The organism is Stenotrophomonas sp. 71799_Sma (assembly GCF_056482505.1).
In genome coordinates this window covers 2,165,885-2,180,475 of sequence record NZ_CM151202.1, presented here as the reverse complement: position 1 = coordinate 2,180,475, position 14,591 = coordinate 2,165,885, and the positions used below count along the sequence as shown (strand labels likewise).

Annotated in this window: 14 protein-coding genes; all 14 read left to right on the top strand. The window is 67.3% G+C overall.

The window, feature by feature from the left end; genetic code table 11:
* Positions 1-34: 34 nt before the first annotated feature.
* Positions 35-427, top strand: coding sequence for a chemotaxis response regulator CheY (gene cheY, locus ACZK4Z_RS10100; protein ID WP_006365466.1), 393 nt, complete (start codon positions 35-37; stop codon positions 425-427).
* The gene (locus ACZK4Z_RS10095; protein WP_006442968.1) at positions 427-1,032 is read left to right on the top strand and encodes a protein phosphatase CheZ; all 606 of its coding nucleotides are present in this window, start codon (positions 427-429) and stop codon (positions 1,030-1,032) included. Before cheY ends, ACZK4Z_RS10095 begins: the two co-directional genes overlap by 1 nt.
* Before the next feature lie 2 nt (positions 1,033-1,034).
* Entirely contained in the window at positions 1,035-2,867 is a 1,833-nt protein-coding gene (locus ACZK4Z_RS10090; protein WP_125895423.1) for a chemotaxis protein CheA, read from the top strand.
* Between the two features lie 101 nt (positions 2,868-2,968).
* A complete protein-coding gene (locus ACZK4Z_RS10085) occupies positions 2,969-3,709 on the top strand; it encodes a flagellar motor protein (RefSeq protein WP_010482457.1) in 741 nt (246 codons plus the stop codon).
* 1 nt (position 3,710) lies between these two features.
* Positions 3,711-4,727, top strand: a complete 1,017-nt coding sequence (gene motD, locus ACZK4Z_RS10080) for a flagellar motor protein MotD (protein WP_032129222.1) — start codon at positions 3,711-3,713, stop codon at positions 4,725-4,727.
* 4 nt (positions 4,728-4,731) lie between these two features.
* Positions 4,732-5,514, top strand: a complete 783-nt coding sequence (locus ACZK4Z_RS10075) for a ParA family protein (protein WP_005413243.1) — start codon at positions 4,732-4,734, stop codon at positions 5,512-5,514.
* Positions 5,511-6,713: a chemotaxis protein CheW gene (locus tag ACZK4Z_RS10070; protein WP_125895424.1), complete on the top strand. Its 1,203-nt coding sequence runs from the start codon at positions 5,511-5,513 to the stop codon at positions 6,711-6,713. The genes ACZK4Z_RS10075 and ACZK4Z_RS10070 overlap by 4 nt, the downstream gene beginning before the upstream one ends.
* Positions 6,714-7,000: 287 nt before the next feature.
* Positions 7,001-7,309, top strand: a complete 309-nt coding sequence (locus tag ACZK4Z_RS10065) for an STAS domain-containing protein (RefSeq protein ID WP_014037092.1) — start codon at positions 7,001-7,003, stop codon at positions 7,307-7,309.
* The gene (locus ACZK4Z_RS10060; protein WP_005409521.1) at positions 7,306-7,671 is read left to right on the top strand and encodes a response regulator; all 366 of its coding nucleotides are present in this window, start codon (positions 7,306-7,308) and stop codon (positions 7,669-7,671) included. Before ACZK4Z_RS10065 ends, ACZK4Z_RS10060 begins: the two co-directional genes overlap by 4 nt.
* A gap of 45 nt (positions 7,672-7,716) precedes the next feature.
* Positions 7,717-9,705: a chemotaxis protein CheA gene (locus ACZK4Z_RS10055; RefSeq protein WP_293796982.1), complete on the top strand. Its 1,989-nt coding sequence runs from the start codon at positions 7,717-7,719 to the stop codon at positions 9,703-9,705.
* Between the two features lie 352 nt (positions 9,706-10,057).
* A complete protein-coding gene (locus ACZK4Z_RS10050) occupies positions 10,058-12,307 on the top strand; it encodes a methyl-accepting chemotaxis protein (RefSeq protein ID WP_125895426.1) in 2,250 nt (749 codons plus the stop codon).
* Between the two features lie 158 nt (positions 12,308-12,465).
* Positions 12,466-13,239 (top strand): flagellar brake protein, encoded by a 774-nt coding sequence (locus tag ACZK4Z_RS10045; protein WP_032129226.1) that lies wholly within the window; start codon positions 12,466-12,468, stop codon positions 13,237-13,239.
* 242 nt (positions 13,240-13,481) lie between these two features.
* Positions 13,482-13,973, top strand: a complete 492-nt coding sequence (locus tag ACZK4Z_RS10040) for a chemotaxis protein CheW (protein WP_049401162.1) — start codon at positions 13,482-13,484, stop codon at positions 13,971-13,973.
* A 136-nt stretch (positions 13,974-14,109) separates the two neighbouring features.
* Entirely contained in the window at positions 14,110-14,493 is a 384-nt protein-coding gene (locus tag ACZK4Z_RS10035) for a hypothetical protein (protein WP_010482470.1), read from the top strand.
* The last annotated feature ends 98 nt before the right edge of the window (positions 14,494-14,591 follow it).

Genomic DNA, 14,591 nt, shown 5'->3' with positions numbered 1-14,591 from the left:
GGCCGTCCGGAATGAACAACAAAGGAATTCTGCTTTGAACAAGAACATGCGCATCCTGATCGTCGACGACTTCTCGACCATGCGTCGAATCGTCAAGAACCTGCTGGGCGATCTGGGCTTCACCAATACCGCCGAAGCCGAGGACGGGCATGCCGCGCTGTCGCTGCTGCAGAGCCAGCCGTTCGATTTCGTGGTCACCGACTGGAACATGCCGGTGATGACCGGCATCGAGCTGCTCAAGGCCATCCGTGCCGATGCCAAGCTGAAGACCCTGCCGGTGCTGATGGTCACGGCAGAAGCCAAGCGCGAGCAGATCATCGAAGCCGCCCAGAGCGGCGTGAACGGCTACATCATCAAGCCGTTCACCGCGCAGACGCTGGAAGAGAAGCTCGGCAAGATCTTCGAACGCCTGGCGGCCAGCGCCTGATGGATACCACGGTCGACAAGAACGCCCTCGCCCTGCGCCTGCAGGAGGCCCTGGACGCACTCGAGTCCGGTGACGAGGCCGCCTGGCGGCAGCGCATCGATGGGCTGGTCGCGCTGCGCACGCAGCCGATGATGAGCGGCCTCTCGCGGCTGGCCCGCGAGCTGGGGCAGGCGCTGGGCGAACTGCCGACCGTGCCGAGCGAAGCCGGCGAACTGGACGACGCCTGCGCGCGACTGGACCACGTGGTGGCGATGACAGAACAGGCCACGCACCGCACCCTGGACCTGGCCGAGGAATGCCGCAGCCTGACCGAACAGCTGCGCGCCGAAGGCCTGCAGCCGGGCCAGGACGCGCAGCTCGAGCGCATCCGCCACAACCTGACCGAGATCGCCCTGACCCAGAGCTACCAGGACCTGACCGGGCAGATCATCCGTCGCGTGGTCGGCATCGTCCGCCGCGTGCACGAAGGCTTCGGCGCGCTCGGCCTGCCGCCGGAACAGCATCGCACCGACCCGGAACTGGCCGGGCCGGCACTGAAGGGACTGGACCGCCACGCGGTCTCGCAGAACGACGCCGACGACCTGTTGTCGGATCTGGGGCTGTAAGCATGAGCGCGGTATCCGACGACATCACTGCCGATTTCATCATCGAGGCGCAGGAGATCCTGGATCGCCTCGGCGAACAGCTGGTGTCGCTGGAGCAGGCACCGCAGGACAGCGACCAGCTCAACGCGGTGTTCCGCGGCTACCACACGCTCAAGGGCGGCGCCGGCTTCCTCGGCGTCACCGCCATGGTCGAGCTGTGCCATGCCGCTGAAGAGGCGCTGGGCGCCGCACGTGCCGGCCAGGCCGTGCTGCAGGCCCACCACTTCGACGCGGCCCAGCAATCGCTGGACTACCTGCAGTCGATGCTGGACGCGGTTTCCTCCGGCACCGAGCCGGGCTATGCGCCGCCGGACCTGATCGCACAGTTCGACGTGCACGGCGGTGCCGTGGCTGCACCCGCCGCCGCAGCAGCACCCACCGCGGGTGGCAGCGACCTGATCACCGACGACGAATTCGAGGCTCTGCTCGACCAACTGCATGGTGGCAACGCGCCGACCGCGGTCGCGCCAGCGAAGAAGGCCGACGACGGACTGATCAGCGAAGACGAGTTCGAAGCCCTGCTCGACCAGCTGCACGGTGGCGCGGCACCCGGCGCCAAGCCTGCGGCCGTGGTGGCACCGGCACCGATCGCAGCGCCGCGCCCGGTCGCCGCACCGGCACCGGTGGCGAAGCCGGCCGCCAAGCCGCTGGCCGAGGCCGAACATACCGTGCGCGTGGACACCAAGCGCCTGGACGCGATCGTCAACCTGATCGGCGAACTGGTGCTGTCACGCAATCGGCTCAAGACCCTGCGTGCACGCCTGCGCGATGAAGAGCTGGACCGGGCCGTGTCCACTCTGGATATCGCCACCGCCCGCCTGCAGTCGGCGGTGATGCGCACCCGCATGCAGCCGGTGGGCAAGGTGTTCTCGCGCTTCCCCAAGGTTGCCCGCGACGTCGCCCGCTCGCTGAAGAAGGAAGTGGACCTGGAACTGATCGGCGCCGAGACCGAGCTCGACCGCAACCTGGTCGAAGCGCTGGCCGACCCGCTGGTGCACCTGGTCCGCAACGCCATCGACCATGGCGTGGAAATGCCCGACCTGCGCGAGGCACAGGGCAAGCCACGGATGGGCCATGTGCGCCTGTCCGCACAGCAGGAAGGCGACTACGTCAGCATCGAGGTGCAGGACGATGGCGCCGGCATCGACCCGGAAAAGCTGCGTGCCAAGGCGCGCGAGAAGGGCCTGATCGATCCGGAAGCCGCCGCGCGCCTGAGCAGCGAGGAGTGCCTGCACCTGGTGTTCCTGCCCGGCTTCTCGACCAAGCAGCAGGTCACCGACATCTCCGGTCGTGGCGTCGGCATGGACGTGGTGCAGTCACGCATCCGCGAACTGAGCGGCCAGATCCAGATCCAGTCGGAACTGGGCCGTGGCAGCCGCTTCCTGATCCGCGTGCCGCTGACCCTGGCGATCCTGCCGACCCTGCTGGTGCAGGCCGGCGAGGACGTCTATGCGCTGCCGCTGGCCCGCGTGATGGAAGTGCTGCACGCGCCGCGCACCTCGCTGGGCTGGTTCGATGGCCGTGCCGTGCTCGACCGCCGCTCGCACACGCTGCCGCTGGTCGATCTGCGCCAGTGGCTGGATGTGACGCCGGCCGCCTCGCCGCTGCTGACCATCGTGGTGCTGCAGGCTGGCGAAGCGCGCTTCGGGCTGGTCGTGGACCAGGTACGCGGGCGTGAGGAAGTGGTCATCAAGCCGCTGCCGAAAGCGCTGCGCGGCCTGCGCGGTTATGCCGGTGCAACCTTGATCGGCGATGGTCGCATGGCGCTGATCCTGGACGTGGACGGGCTGCGATGAACCCCACCGGGCCATGCCCGGCGCCCCGAAAACTGTGACCACCGTCTGTACGCGATCTACCGGTGTCTCAAGTCCCATTCATACACGCCGATACCGGAACCATGGATAGACTCAGCCTCATTGGACTCTTTCTCGCCCTGGCCTCGCTGGTCGGCGGCAGCATCCTCAAGGGCGCCGGCCTGGCGTCGTTGTGGTCGCCTGCGGCGTTCGTGATCGTCATCGTCGGCACCGTCGCCGCGATCCTGCTGCACACCTCGCCGGCGGTGTTCAAGCATGCCTTCAAGATCGTGCGCTGGGTCGTGCGCCCGCCGCACAGCGATCGCCGCGAACTGATCCAGCAGATCGTCGAGTGGAGCAACATCGCCCGCCGCCAGGGCCTGCTGGGCCTGGAATCGCAGGTGGAAGCACAGCAGGACCCGTTCCTGCGCAAGGGCCTGCAGCTGCTGGTGGACGGCGTCGAACCCGAATCGATGCGGCACATGCTGGAAATCGAACTGGGCAGCCAGGAACACCAGGACCAGGCCGGTGCCAAGGTCTTCGAAGCGATGGGCATCTATGCACCGACGCTGGGCATCATCGGTGCCGTGCTTGGCCTGATCGCGGTGATGAAGAACCTGGCCGACCCGAGCAAGCTCGGCCACGGCATCGCCGCAGCGTTCACCGCCACCATCTACGGCATCGCCTCGGCCAACCTGCTGTTCCTGCCGGTGGCCGCCAAGCTCAAGAGTGTGATCTCGCACAACACCCGCGACCGCGAAATGGTCATTGAAGGCCTGATCTCGATCGCCCAGGGCGAAAACCCGCGCAACATCGAAACCAACCTCTCCGGCTTCCTGCACTGACATGGCCCGCCGCAAGCACCACGAAGAGCACGCCAACCACGAAGCATGGGCGATCCCCTATGCCGACCTGATGACGCTGCTGCTCGCCTTCTTCGTGGTCATGTACGCGATTTCCTCGGTGAACGAAGGCAAGTACCGGATCATGGCCGACGCGCTGACCGATGCCTTCGGGGGCGCGCCGCGCACGATCAATCCGGTACAGGTCGGCAACAAGCAGGTGCAGGGTGGCGGCTGGGACAGCCCCTCGGTGATCAAGTCCGGCACCAAGATCGGGCCCTCGGCGCCTGCGCCGTCGCACGACCCGACCCTGCTGCCGTCGATGGCCTCGCAGATGCGTATGCCTGTTTCGGTGCACAACCAGGAGCAGATCGCGCGCGCCGAGCGCCAGCTCAACAGCATCGCCGACCGCCTGACCGCCGCACTGGCGCCGCTGATCGACCGCGGCATGATCAGCGTGCGCCGCACCGAGCTGTGGATCGAAGTCGAGATCAACAGCGACATCCTGTTCCCCACCGGCTCGGCGGCGCTGGACGTGCATGCGCGGCAGACCCTGGCCAGCCTGGCCGAGGTCCTGCGCGACGTACCCAACAGCGTGCGCGTGGAAGGCCACACCGACAACGTACCGATCGCCACCGCCACCTTCCCGTCGAACTGGGAACTGTCGGCCGGGCGCGCGGCCAGCGTGGTGCACCTGTTCGCCGACCAGGGCGTGCAGCCGTCGCGGCTGGCGATGGTCGGCTACGGCCAGTTCCGCCCGCGCGAAGAGAACGACAGCGCGCAGGGCCGCAACCGCAACCGCCGGGTGATGGTCATCATCCTGGCCGACACCTCGCACTCGGTGGACCCGCTCGGCCAGCGCCTGAACGCAGCCACCGGCGCCACCCGGAACACCGATACCGAACAAGCCGCGGCAACTCCGGCTACCGCCCCCACCTCCCCCATCGCACCGGTGAAGTTGCCGCCGGTGCCGGCTGGCAGCCGCGTCGGCGCCGCCGTTCCCCCGGCAATGAAGGAGTAATCCGATGCGCATCTGGGCAGTCGCCAACCAGAAGGGCGGAGTCGGCAAGACCACCACCACCCTCGCCCTCGGCCGCGGACTGGCCGCACTTGGCCATCGCGTGCTGCTGATCGACCTCGATCCGCATGCCTCGCTCAGCCGCGCGTTCGGCGTACCGGTAGACCCGCCGCCGGCTGGCGTGCTGGAGCTGTTCGGCGCCCCGCCCGCCGATCTTTCCAGCCTGTGCCATGCCAGCAGCATCCATGGCCTGGACTATGTCTGCGCACAGTCCGCGCTGGCCACGCTGGAACGCCGCAGCGCCAACCAGCCTGGCCTTGGCCTGGCGCTGCAGAATGCGCTTGCGCGCCACCAGGGCCAGCACGACTACATCCTGCTGGACTGCGCGCCCACCCTCGGCCTGTTGATGATCAATGCGCTGGCCGCAGCCGATCGCCTGATCATCCCCACCCAGGCCGAGCCGCTGGCCCTGCATGGCCTGGATGGCATGGTCCGCACCGGCGAGATGGTCGAACGTTCGCGCCGCCGCCCGTTGCCGATCTCGATCCTGCCGACCCTGTTCGATCGCCGCACCCGCGCCGGCAACGAGTCGCTGCGCACGATGCAGGATCGTCACGGCACCCGTGTGTGGGAAGACGCGATTCCGATCGACACCCGCATCAGCAACGCCGCCGGCCTGACCCTGCCGAGCGTTGGTGAGGATTACCCGGGCCGCGGCCTGGCCGCCTATCGCCGCGCGCTGAACTGGATCCTCGGCGAGGACGCCCGTGCCCTGGAGCAGGCCGCATGAACAGCACCGGTGTACTGGACGACTACCTGGACGAACTGCTGGGCGAAGCGATCGCCGTGGCACCACCGGCTGCACCGCCGCCGGCGAGCGACGAAGCGTGCCCAGCAATTGCAGCCGACGCCGAACGCGAGCCGACCTGGGATGACCTGCCGGCCGAGGTGATCTACGAAACCGAGACCGTCGCCGCTGCGCCTGCCGTCGACAACGCCGCACTCGAAGCCGCCTTCGAGGCGGCCGCAACGGCTGAGCGCGAGCCCACTTGGGACGATCTGCCCGCCGAAGTGATCTACGAAACGGAGACTGTTGCTGCTGCCGCGGCAGAGGACGACGCAGCACTGGAGGCCGCCTTCGAGGCCGCCGCAATGCCTGTCGCCGCCCCCGCGCGCGAACCGACCTGGGATGACCTGCCTGACGAGGTGATCCACGAAACGGCCACTGCTCCCGCCACCGCCAAGTCCGGCCCGGAACCTACATGGGACGACCTGCCGGACGAAGTGATCTACGAGACCGATCCGGCCGACAGCCATCGACTCGCCCACACCGACAGCCCCGGCCTGGAGGCCGCGTTCGAGGCCGCAGCCGGCGGCGAGGACGTTCCTGCGCCACCAGCGGCCGTGGTCGCAGCACCCGCTCCAGTTGCACGCACCGATGCCGCGCCGCCCCCGCGCGTGGCCGTGGACGCGCCAGCAGGCAACCGCCCGAGCAGCTGGCAGGAGCTGCAGGCACAGGCACATCGGCCCGCCAGCAGCCCGCATCCACAGAACCGACGCGCCGGCGAGCGCACCTCGCGCTGGCTGCGCCTGCGCTGCGGCACCCAGGCCTATGCACTGGAACTGCTGAAAGTGCAGGAAGTGGTGCTGCCAGTGCCGCTGCTGCCCTTGCGCGGCACTGCGCCGGCCATGCTGGGCATCATGAACCTGCGTGGCCAGGTGGTACCGGTGATGGACCTCGGCCTGCACCTGGGCGCCGCAGCCGCCGAAGACGACTCACAGACCCGCATCGTGGTGCTGGAGGAAGACGGCGAGACCATCGGCCTGCGCGTGTCGGCAGTGGAAGATGTCGCCAACCTCACCGATTCGCAGATCGAACCGCCCGATACCGCGCGCATCTGCCAGATCTCCAACGACCTGTTCCGTGGCGTCGCCCGGGTCAGCCAGCGCCCGATGATCCTGCTGGATGCCACCCGGTTGCTGAGTTGAGCGGAAAAAAAGGGGACGGAGGGGATTAAGTCGCAATCGACCAGGCTCTTCCGCAGCCACCCTCGGCAACGGCGACCACGCAGTGGGGACGTAAGGTGTTGATCCAACGGATCAACGCCTTGCGTCCCCGACAGGCACCGCATCGGCGCAAAGCGCCGAGCCAGTTGCGACTTAATCCCCTCCGTCCCCTTTTCAACAGCGACCGCATCGACGCACCGCGTCGATTCCCCTAAAGAACCCCGCCGGGGTGCCGTTATGGATCACGGAACCGTTTGTCCGGAGCAACGATGAGCACTGTCGAACTGGGTGGGGATCTCGGCATCGAGAGCACCACCGAGCTCAAGAACCGCCTCGCCCCGCTGGTGGCGCAGGCAGGCGAGCTGACCCTGGATGCCAGCCAGGTCGCCCGCATCCACACAGCCGCCGTGCAGGTGCTGTGTGCGTTCGTGCAGGCCCGCCGCGAGGCAGGCCTCGGCACCGGCTTCCACGGTTGCACTGCAACCTTCCGTGACGCCGCGCGCCTGCTGGGCGTCACCCAGGCCCTGGGCCTGGACGTAACCCATGACAACCTGAAATCTGTGGAGAACGCTGCATGAGCGCACGTATCTTGGTGGTGGACGATTCGGCGTCAATGCGCCAGATGGTGTCCTTCGCCCTCACCTCGGCCGGTTTTGCCGTCGAAGAAGCTGAAGACGGCGCGGTCGCGCTCGGTCGCGCCAAGGGCCAGCGCTTCAATGCGGTAGTCACCGACGTCAACATGCCGAACATGGACGGCATCGCGCTGATCCGCGAACTGCGCCAGCTGCCGGACTACAAGTTCACGCCGCTGCTGATGCTGACCACCGAATCGGCCGCCGACAAGAAGTCCGAAGGCAAGGCCGCCGGTGCCACCGGCTGGCTGGTCAAGCCGTTCAATCCGGAACAGCTGGTCGCCACCGTGCAGAAAGTGCTGGGCTGATCGCCCGCCACCGCTCCCCCTCTTCGCTTCCGGACCACCACTGCCATGAGCATGGACCTGCAACGCTTCCACGCCACCTTCTTCGAGGAGAGCCGCGAAGGCCTCGACGCGATGGAGGCTGGCCTGCTGGCCCTGGAATCGGGGCAGCAGGACGCGGAGATCATCAATTCGGTGTTCCGCGCCGCCCACTCGATCAAGGGCGGCGCCGGCACCTTCGGCTTCGATGCGATCGCCGGCCTGACCCATGTGCTGGAAACGCTGCTCGATGAGCTGCGTGCCGGCAAGCGGGCGCTGGAAGGCCACGCCGTCGACGCCATGCTGTCCTCGGTGGACGTGCTGCGCGCCCTGCTGCGCGAAGCCGAACACGGCCAAGCCGCCGATCCCGCCGCAGTTGCTGCGGTGAAGGCGCGCCTGGAGGCGGTTCTTTCCGGGGAGGCCGCAGCGAGCGCCCCCGCGGCCGCCGCAGCCAAGGTGGACGATACGCCGGAAGCCTGGCAGATCGGTTTCACCCCGGCGCCATCGCTGTTCATGAGCGGCAACGACCCGCTGCGCATCATCCGCGAACTGGAACATCTCGGTTCGCTGCAGGTCGCCGCGCGCATGGAACGCCTGCCCGGCTTCGCCCAGCTCGACCCGCTGGAGGCCCACCTGGCGTGGGATCTCGGCCTGGTCGGCAAGGTGCCGCGCAGCAAGATCGAAGACACCTTCGCCTGGGTGCTGGACGACTGCGAACTGGACATCCGTCCGGCTGCGCCGCCGAGCCTGGCCACCGAGGCACCTGCCACACCCGCCCCTTCCACACCGGCTGCCGTTGTACCGGCGGCACCCGCCGCCGCTGCCAGCAGCGTTGGCGGCCAGGAAGCCGAAACCTCGATCCGGGTCAGCGTCGACAAGGTCGATGCGCTGATCAACCTGGTCGGCGAACTGGTCATCACCCAGGCCATGCTCAAGCAGGTCTCGCACGCGCTGGACCCGGTCCACGCCGAGAGCCTGTTCGCCGGCCTGGACCAGCTTGAACGCAACACCCGCGACCTGCAGGAAGCGGTGATCGGCGTGCGCATGCTGCCGGTCGATGCGGTGTTCCGCCGCTTCCCGCGCCTGGTCCGCGACCTGTCCAGCCGCCTCGGCAAGCAGGTCCGCCTGCGCACCGTCGGCGAAGGCACCGAACTGGACAAGGGCCTGATCGAAAAGATCGCCGATCCGCTGGTGCACCTGGTGCGCAACTCGATCGACCACGGTCTGGAAATGCCCGACGTACGTCGCGGTGCGGGCAAGGACGAGACCGGCACGATCACCCTGGCAGCCTCGCATCAGGGCGGCCATATCGTCATCGAAGTCAGCGACGACGGCCGCGGCCTGGACCGCGCCAAGATCCTGGCCAAGGCCACCGAACGCGGCCTGGCGGTGCCGGACAACCCGACCGATTCGCAGGTCTGGGACCTGATTTTCCAGCCGGGTTTCTCCACCGCCGATGCAGTCACCGACCTGTCCGGCCGTGGCGTCGGCATGGACGTGGTCCGCCGCAACATCCAGGCGCTGGGGGGCGAGGTCCAGATCGAAAGCAGCCTCGGCGCTGGCACCCGCACGCTGATCCGCCTGCCGCTGACCCTGGCCATTCTCGATGGCATGACGGTGGCGGTGGCCGGTGAAACCCTGATCCTGCCGCTGGCTTATGTGCTTGAGGCCCTGCAGCCGCAGGCCGAGGACATCCGCAGCATGGCCGGCGAAGGCCGCGTGCTGCGCGTGCGTGGCGAGTATCTGCCGATCCTGTCGCTGAGCGAGTACTACGGCTACGGCAACCGCGCACCGGGCAGCGAATCGCTGGTGGTGGTGGTTGAAGGTGATGGCCAGAAGATTGCGCTGGAAGTGGACGAGCTGGTCGGTCAGCAGCAGGTGGTGGTGAAGAACATCGAGAACAACTACCGCCGCATCGGCGGGGTATCCGGTGCCACCATCCTTGGCGATGGCCGCGTGGCCCTGATCGTCGACATCGGCGGTCTGGTGCGTTCGCTGCGGATGCCGCAGGCCGCCTGATCCACGTTGAATGCGTGCACTGAGCCGCCGCCCTTCGGGGCGGCGGTTTTCGTTTGCGCGCACGGCCACGATCTGACCGCGCCCGCTTCGCCAGGCATACCGTGAACTCCGTCTGCACGAAGGTTTCGGGCGCAACCTTGCCGTTCAAGCGAAAGCCCTTTCATGGCACCACTTTCGCGACGTCATCCCTACGCAACCGAATGTGATCTGCGTCCATAAAGTCCATCCGAACTGCGCCGCTATTTCGCTTTGACGGCCGTCACCGAACCCCCACCGGGCACCACCGTTCGCTCTGCAACCACCCCCAGCCGACGCAACGACGCCGGCGCCCTGCCCACCTGGAGCACCCTGCATGAAGTGGTTCCACGATCTGCCCATCGCCCGCAAGCTGGCCGTGGGGTTCACCCTCACCACCTTGATGACCCTCGTCCTCGGCGCATTCGCACTGCTGCGGCTCAACGAGGCCAACAAGCAACTGGGCGAGATGGCCAGCAACGATATTCCCTCGGTGCAGCATCTCGGCGAGGCGCGCTCGCAACTCGGCGAGTTCCGCACCTACGAGCTGGCTCTGTTGAGCATGCTCGACCAACCTGACAAGGTGGCCGACTACTACAAGCGCATGGACGACACCGCCAAGGCCGTACATGACGAACTGGCCGCCTACTCGGCACTGCCAGCCCTGGCCAAGGAGCGCGAGCTGTACGCTGCGGCAAACGTGCAGCTGGACCGCTACTTCGCTGCCAACAAGGCCATGCGCGAAGCCGTCGCGGCAGGCGACGGCACCTTGGCGCGGCAGATCTCCGACGAACAGTCGCGCCCGGCCCGCCGTGACCTGTTCGCTGCGATGAAGACCCTCGGCACCCATATCGCCGGCCTGATGGATGCCAAGATCGCCGATGCAAATGCCACCCACCGCGCCAGCATGATCGCCATCATCGGCTGCATCGTGCTGCTGTCGCTGGTGGCAGCCGCGCTGGCAACGGTCATCTCGCGCGCCGTCACCGGCCCGCTCGGCAAGGCCGTGCACGCGATCCAGGCCGTTGCCCGTGGCGATCTCAGCGTCAGCACCCAGGCCACCAGCAAGGACGAAGCCGGCAAGATGCTGGCCGCCACCACCGAAATGACCGCGATGCTGCGCCGCTTCTCCGAGCAGACCCAGCTGATGGCGCAGATGCACGCCGGTCCGGACATCAGCCATCGCATTCCGGAAGACTTCCCGGGCGTCTACGGGCAGCTGGCCAGCGGCATCAACACGGTCATCTTCGAACATCTCGACGCGATCCGCGATGCCATCGACGTGCTCAACCAGTACGCCACCGGCAACCTCACCCCGGACGCACGCCGCCTGCCCGGCAGCCGCGCGATCCTGCACGAGTCGATGGATGCGGCCAAGGCCAGCCTGCTGGCCATCAACACGCAGATCCAGCAGCTGGCCTCGGCGGCTGCCGCCGGCGACTTCAGCCAGCGCGGTGATGCGCAGCGTTTCGATCACGATTTCCGCGTGATGATCGAGCAGCTCAACAGCATGATGCAGGTGGCCGACGGCAACCTCGGCCAGCTCTCGCAGCTGCTGCAGTCGATCGCCGCCGGCGACCTGACCGCGCGCATGGACGGCCAGTTCAACGGCGTGTTCGCACGCATGCGTGACGACGCCAACACCACCGTCGCGCAGCTGACGCAGATCGTCGGCCAGATCCAGGCCAGCGCGTCCAGCATCACCCTCGCCGCTGGCGAGATCGCGTCGGGCAACAGTGATCTATCGCGCCGTACCGAGCAGCAGGCCGCCAATCTGGAAGAAACCGCCGCGTCGATGGAGGAACTGACCTCCACCGTGCGCCAGAACGCCGAGCACGCCCGCCAGGCCAACCAGCTCGCCATCGGCGCACATGGCGTCGCCTCGCAGGGCGGTGAAGTGGTCGGCCAGGTGGTCACCACCATGTCGGCCATCGAAGCCTCGTCGAAGAAGATCGCTGAGATCATCTCGGTCATCGACGGAATCGCCTTCCAGACCAACATCCTGGCGTTGAATGCTGCAGTGGAAGCTGCCCGCGCAGGTGAACAGGGCCGTGGCTTCGCCGTGGTCGCCAGCGAAGTGCGCACCCTCGCCCAGCGCTCGGCTGCGGCCGCCAAGGAGATCAAGGGCCTGATCGACGACTCCGTCGGCAAGGTCGCCGAAGGTTCCAGCCTGGTGCACCAGGCCGGCAGCACCATGGGCGAGATCGTCGCCTCGGTGCAGCGCGTGACCGACATCATGGCCGAGATCTCCGCAGCGTCGCAGGAACAGAGTGCCGGCATCGAGCAGGTCAACCAGACCGTGGTGCAGATGGACGAGACCACCCAGCAGAATGCTGCGCTGGTGGAAGAAGCCACCGCTGCCGCACGTGCAATGGAAGACCAGGCCGTGCAGCTGGGTGAAGCCGTGGCCCGCTTCCGGCTGGCATCACAGGGCACGACGGCCATCCCGGCACGCCCGCTGGCGGCACCGGTGCCGCGCCAGGTCGCAGCCGCCGCACCGGCCGCAAAGCCGGTCCCGGCGCGTACGCTGCGCACGGCGACGGCCCAGCCGGCGCTGGCCGCAGACGGCGACTGGCAGGAGTTCTGATGTACCCGGGGTCGGATCCCTTTCCTTCGGGAAAGGGATCCGACCCCTGACGCATGGAAAGTGATGCAATTCTCACTTCATAATCGGGCACAGTGGCCGATATCCCCATCGAGCCTCGCGCCAACGCGTGCTGGCGCCCGCCCCTGACCGTAGATTCCATGTCCGACGGCAACGACACTGCAGTGCATGATGTCCACGCGGCTGATGCCGCTGACGAACGTTTCCTGGTCCGTAATCCGCGCCAGCTGCGGCAGCTGCTGCGATCGTTGATCGACCAGCGATCACTGATCAATGCGCATATCGACGGCCGCGACCGCTCGTTCCCGACCGCGCTGCTTGAGCTCGACGAGGACGACGACACCCTGCTGCTCGATGGCAGCCCGCAGGAGGCGTCCAACCGCGCCGCCGAACAGGCCGACCATCTGCTGTGCTTTGCCCAGCTCGAACGCGTGCTGGTGCGGTTCCGTCTGCAGGCACTGCAACGTGTGGACAACGACGGCCACGTCGCCTTCCGTGCCCCTCTGCCGGACGAACTGGTCCATCTGCAGCGACGTGAGATGTACCGGCTGGAGACGCCAGTCACCGATTCACCCCAGCTGCTGATCCCCGCCGGCGAGAGCCGTGCCGAAGCGCTGTCGATGCGGGTGGTGGACATCAGTGGCGGCGGCCTGGCGGTGGCCGTGCCTACCGACTGCGCGGTGTTCAGCCTGCAGAAGCGCTACCCGGCGATGCTGTCGCTGCCCGACGGCCCCGACCTGGAGATCGAGCTGGTCGTCTGCAACCTGCTGCCGCAGCGCCAACCCAATGGCATCGAGATCAAGCGCGTGGGCATGCGCTTCGACATCCTGCCGCGTGGCGCCGACAGTGCCATCCAGCGCTACATCTTCCGCATCGACCGCCAGCGCAAGGCGCGCCGCAACGGCGAGCTGTAAGGCCTCCCGACCGGTAGTGCCGGCCGCTGGCCGGCAATGGCCGCATCCACATTGTTGCCAGGTTGCCGGCCAGCGCCCGGCACTAGCGCTTCCCGTGTAGATCCACGCCATGCGTGGATGCCCCCATCTTCCCCGGTAGATCCACGCCATGCGTGGATGTCTTCCCCGGCACCTAAAGTCCCCCGACGAGGGGCCGATATCGAGCCTGACACCGGGACTTCCGGCAGAACCAGGACCCCTCGATGAACGACAAGACCAGCTCCGCCGCCAGCGCCGGTGGCGAATTCCTCAGCTTCACCCTCGGTGCCGAGCACTACGGCGTGGACATCCTCAAGGTCCAGGAAATCCGCGGCTATGACGCGGTGACCCGGGTCCCGGATGCACCGGACTACATCAAGGGCGTGATCAACCTGCGCGGCACCATCGTTCCGGTGATCGACCTGCGCCTGAAGCTGCGCCTGGACGATGCCCGCTACGACGCCTTCACCGTGATGATCGTGCTGAACGTCGATGACCGCGTGGTCGGCATCGTCGTCGACAGCGTCTCGGACGTGATCCCGCTGTCGGCCGAGCAGATCCGCCCGACCCCTGAATTCGGCGCCGCCGTCGATACCCGCTTCATCTCCGGCATCGGCACGCAGGACGACCGCATGCTGATCCTGCTCGACATCGAGACTCTGCTGGACAGCGCCGACATGGGCCAGGCCAGCGTCGTTGAAGACGCCGCTGCCTGATCGAACGGACCTGCTTCACGTTCTGGTCACAAACCCCTTCAGTTCCCTCCGGCAGTGCCGATAGGGGGACAGAAGCCGGTCGCGCAGGAGCGCGCAGAACCGGAACGACCATCACCATCCCCGGAGATACACCTCGATGAAGTCCCTGCTTGCGTTCGTTTCGGCCGCTGTCCTGGCCACCACTGCTTCCGCCGCGTTCGCCCAGTCGGCCGACATGATCCCGCCGGAACTGGCACCGCGCTCGGTCGGCAAGGACGGCATGGTCTGCGGCAAGGTCGAGAAGGCCCGCTATGCAGAAGGTTCCGAAGGCCAGCCGACCTTCCTGTACATGGGCGGCGCCTTCCCGCGCCACACCTTCTCGGCCCGCATCGCTGGCGAGAACCGCGGCAAGTTCTCCTTCCCGCTGGAAACCCTGGAAGGCAAGACCGTCTGCGTGATCGGCAAGATCCAGCGCGACGCCTCGCGCGCCGAAATCGAAGTCAGCTCGCCGGCCGGCCTGAAGCTGGCAAACATCAAGTAATCCGCTGTCCGTCGAACCACGCCGGACCTGGTGCCGGCGTGGTTTCTGCTGCAACCGGGCCCGATGCCCGGGCGCGTCTGCCTTAGGAGCTCGCAACG

What these genes read in the sequence shown, in the direction of transcription:
- ACZK4Z_RS10095 (WP_006442968.1), top strand. Translation starts at nt 427, where the DNA reads ATGGATACCACGGTCGACAAGAACGCCCTCGCCCTGCGCCTGCAGGAG.
- ACZK4Z_RS10090 (WP_125895423.1), top strand. Translation starts at nt 1,035, where the DNA reads ATGAGCGCGGTATCCGACGACATCACTGCCGATTTCATCATCGAGGCG.
- ACZK4Z_RS10085 (WP_010482457.1), top strand. Translation starts at nt 2,969, where the DNA reads ATGGATAGACTCAGCCTCATTGGACTCTTTCTCGCCCTGGCCTCGCTG.
- motD (WP_032129222.1), top strand. Translation starts at nt 3,711, where the DNA reads ATGGCCCGCCGCAAGCACCACGAAGAGCACGCCAACCACGAAGCATGG.
- ACZK4Z_RS10075 (WP_005413243.1), top strand. Translation starts at nt 4,732, where the DNA reads ATGCGCATCTGGGCAGTCGCCAACCAGAAGGGCGGAGTCGGCAAGACC.
- ACZK4Z_RS10070 (WP_125895424.1), top strand. Translation starts at nt 5,511, where the DNA reads ATGAACAGCACCGGTGTACTGGACGACTACCTGGACGAACTGCTGGGC.
- ACZK4Z_RS10065 (WP_014037092.1), top strand. Translation starts at nt 7,001, where the DNA reads ATGAGCACTGTCGAACTGGGTGGGGATCTCGGCATCGAGAGCACCACC.
- ACZK4Z_RS10060 (WP_005409521.1), top strand. Translation starts at nt 7,306, where the DNA reads ATGAGCGCACGTATCTTGGTGGTGGACGATTCGGCGTCAATGCGCCAG.
- ACZK4Z_RS10055 (WP_293796982.1), top strand. Translation starts at nt 7,717, where the DNA reads ATGAGCATGGACCTGCAACGCTTCCACGCCACCTTCTTCGAGGAGAGC.
- ACZK4Z_RS10050 (WP_125895426.1), top strand. Translation starts at nt 10,058, where the DNA reads ATGAAGTGGTTCCACGATCTGCCCATCGCCCGCAAGCTGGCCGTGGGG.
- ACZK4Z_RS10045 (WP_032129226.1), top strand. Translation starts at nt 12,466, where the DNA reads ATGTCCGACGGCAACGACACTGCAGTGCATGATGTCCACGCGGCTGAT.
- ACZK4Z_RS10040 (WP_049401162.1), top strand. Translation starts at nt 13,482, where the DNA reads ATGAACGACAAGACCAGCTCCGCCGCCAGCGCCGGTGGCGAATTCCTC.
- ACZK4Z_RS10035 (WP_010482470.1), top strand. Translation starts at nt 14,110, where the DNA reads ATGAAGTCCCTGCTTGCGTTCGTTTCGGCCGCTGTCCTGGCCACCACT.